Source organism: Streptococcus sp. HMSC070B10 (assembly GCF_001808665.1).
Lineage (GTDB): Bacteria > Bacillota > Bacilli > Lactobacillales > Streptococcaceae > Streptococcus.
On record NZ_KV794180.1, the window covers coordinates 1 to 3092 of the forward strand.

At 41.2% G+C, this 3092-nt stretch carries 5 protein-coding genes; all 5 read left to right on the plus strand.

Features of this window, described 5'->3' with window-relative positions:
- Window positions 1-1020: phage minor capsid protein (locus HMPREF2613_RS05610; RefSeq protein ID WP_261673970.1), on the plus strand; the 1020-nt coding region annotated here is incomplete at its 5' end.
- Window positions 1017-1232 (plus strand): hypothetical protein, encoded by a 216-nt coding sequence (locus HMPREF2613_RS05615; protein WP_049488120.1) that lies wholly within the window; start codon window positions 1017-1019, stop codon window positions 1230-1232. The genes HMPREF2613_RS05610 and HMPREF2613_RS05615, both read left to right, overlap by 4 nt.
- A 154-nt stretch (window positions 1233-1386) precedes the next feature.
- Window positions 1387-1965 (plus strand): phage scaffolding protein, encoded by a 579-nt coding sequence (locus HMPREF2613_RS05620; protein ID WP_049511148.1) that lies wholly within the window; start codon window positions 1387-1389, stop codon window positions 1963-1965.
- A gap of 32 nt (window positions 1966-1997) precedes the next feature.
- On the plus strand, window positions 1998-2822 hold the full coding sequence (locus HMPREF2613_RS05625; RefSeq protein ID WP_049488124.1) for a major capsid protein: 825 nt from the start codon (window positions 1998-2000) through the stop codon (window positions 2820-2822).
- Between the two features lie 15 nt (window positions 2823-2837).
- The gene (locus tag HMPREF2613_RS11540; RefSeq protein WP_158086161.1) at window positions 2838-3005 is read left to right on the plus strand and encodes a hypothetical protein; all 168 of its coding nucleotides are present in this window, start codon (window positions 2838-2840) and stop codon (window positions 3003-3005) included.
- Window positions 3006-3092 lie beyond the last annotated feature (87 nt).

Below are 3092 nucleotides of genomic sequence, written 5' to 3' on the forward strand. Positions count from 1 at the left end.
GCTAGGCAAGTTATCAAGTCCACGGCTTGGCGTGTTTATCGTGAGGTCAGAATGGCTCCAGCTGAGGAGTTGGGGATAGATACCTTTTACTATCACAAAAAGGCCACAGCAAGAGAGATGTGCGCTCCTTTGCAGCATCAGATTGTAACCACTGGAGTTGCTAGGACGGAAAAAGGGGAGCGTATTTTGGCGCTATCAGACTACGGCTATGGATATGCTGGAGGCTGTCAGGGTATTAACTGTACTCATGAGATGACACCATACATTCCGGGGGCTAACTACAAGCCTGATTTGCCTGACGAGTTAAGAGACTTGACTCCAGAGCAAGCGATAGAAAACGCAAACGTACAGGCCAAGCAGAGAGCCCTAGAGCGCTCTATCAGACAGTCCAAGGAATTTCTCCACGTTGCAGAGAAACTAGGTGACAGCGAGCTAATAGACAAGTATAAGAGCAAGGTTAGGATCCAACAGGGAGCCATGAGAGACTATCTCAAACAGCACCCATTTTTACACCGTGATTATGCTAGAGAGAAATACTATGATGACCCTTATACCAAAGCTAAGAAAGAGGTTAAGGTCAGAAAAGAACTTGAAAAGCTGGAAAAACACAGAGCAGAACAAAAAGAAATGCGTGAGAAGTTTAATTCAGCTGTTAAAAGTGGTATAATTAAGACGGAAATCAATAACGAACATTTTGAAAACCACATTAGAGGCACTAAGGGATATGAGAAATATCTCCAGAAGAACTTAGAAAAAGGAGCACCTCCACCAAGCTATCTGACAATCACTAAAGAAGAATGTCAGGCACTAGTTGATAGGTATGCTGGAACAGGACAGTTCAAGTATGATCCAAAATCAACCAAAATGCAGGAAATTATCTCACAAAATAAACCTATAGGAACCTATATAGATCCTAGAACTGGTGAAGTCGTTGAGAATACTACTGATTTTCGTATTCATTACAGTAAAACAGGCTCACATATTGTGCCAACTATCAAAGGGAAAGGAGACCGTAAATGAGTAAACAACTTTGGAACTACCTACGCTCAAGAGTTCAGGTAGTAAATAGTGACGGTGAAGTCATCAAAGGGCTTGTCACAGATTTTATTGACGAAATGGACAATGATGAGCAAGATGAAATCACTATCCTCATTGACAATCCTAGCCCTGATGAACCGACTGAGATTTCTCTCTTTGAGAGTCAGATTATTTCAATTAAAGCAATCTCATAGCACTTAGAACAATCTAGGCGCTTTTTTCATGCAATAAATTGCTATAAACCACTGTAAACCGTGTCGAAATCGAGGCGGTTTTTCTTTTGCCCTGGAGCATGGCGTAAAACTGTCTTAATTTGTCCATGTGACGTAAAAAAGGAGGAGTTAAGACATGAGTCTTAAACGTGAAATGTTAGTTGAGGCAGGTATCGAGGACAAAGCTGTCATTGACAATATTATGCAAGCGTACGGTGCAGGTATTGAAAATGCCAAGTCACAAGCCAAGTCGGAACTAAAAGCCGAAAACGACACATTAAAACAACAGCTTGAGCAACAAACCCAAGCTATCAATGATCTACAGGCCAAAGAGGGATCTAGCGCTGAAAGCAAACAACAGCTTGAAGAACTAAAAGCCCAATTTGACCAGTACAAGCTGGATAGTGAGGCAAATCTTGCTCAGGTAACTAAAACAAACGCTGTAGCCCTTGCTTTGAAAGACGTAGGAGCTTACAACTCAGAGGATTTGATGAAATTCATTGACCTAGACAAAATCGAGCTAGGAGAAGATGGAAAACCTCAATTAGAGGACACAATCAACTCACTCAAAGAGTCAAGCCCTTACCTATTCCAAGCTGAGGACAAGCAGCCTAACCCTAATATCTCTGTGCACGGAAATCCACCAGCAGAAACTGGAAACGATCATCTAAGCGCAGAGGAAAAAGCCCTATTTGCAGGCTTTGATAGCGTATAAAACCAAAAATAAAGAAAAGAGGAATATTACACATGGCAGTAAATTACGCAGCTAAATTTGATGAAAAAGTAGATGAGCGCTTTGCTAAAGAGGCCCTGTCTAATGGTATTGTTAACCAAGATTTTGATTTTCTTGGAGTTGACACCGTCAAGGTCTACTCTATCCCAACATCAGGAATGAATGACTACAAGACAACTGGGCAAAATCGCTACGGTGACGCTGAGGAACTTGGAAATACAGTTCAAACTATGACAATGAAGAAAGACCGCTCTTTCACATTCACGATTGACAAGAAATCTGAACAGGACACAAATGGTGTCATGGAGGCTGGAAAAGCCCTTGCACGTCAGTTGTCAGAAGTCGTTATCCCAGAGGTAGACACTTACCGTTTTGCAACAATCGTAGCTGGTGCAGATACAGATCATATCGCTACTGGTTCAGTAACTAAAACAAATGCCTACGAGCTTGTACTTGATGGTCAGGTTAAACTAACTGACGCCTTCGTCCCAACAGCTGGTCGCATCTTGCATGTATCTCCTAAATTCTACAAACTCATCAAGCTTGACCCAACTTTTGTGAAAAATTCTGACCTTGGCCAAGAGATCACTATCAAGGGTCAAGTAGGTATGATTGACGGCTTACCAGTAGTTTTGACACCTACATCACGATTGCCACAAAATGTAGAGTTTATTATTGCTCATCCTGTGGCTACTCCATCTCCTATTAAGTTGGAAGACTACAAGATCCACGATAACCCACCAGGAATTAACGGCAAGCTCGTTGAGGGTCGTATCCGTTACGACGCTTTTGTTCTTGACAACAAGAAGAAAGCTATCTACGTTCACAAATCAGCTTAGTGAAAGGGGATAAAAATGAACGATTCTAACATTGAAGAGACTTTGGTTGTATCTAAAGAAACTGAAGAGGAGCCAGAAGTAAAAGATCCAAAAACATTGAAAAAAGATGGAGTAACGTTTACTCTATCTGACCCGATTATGATTTCAGCCTTTGAAAATCAAGGATACGAAGTGGAGGAATAAAATAAATGGCTAAATTTAAAGCTAAAACAAACTTTTTTATGGCAAAAACAGGGCAGCAGTTTGATGCAAATAATGCGTATGAAATGA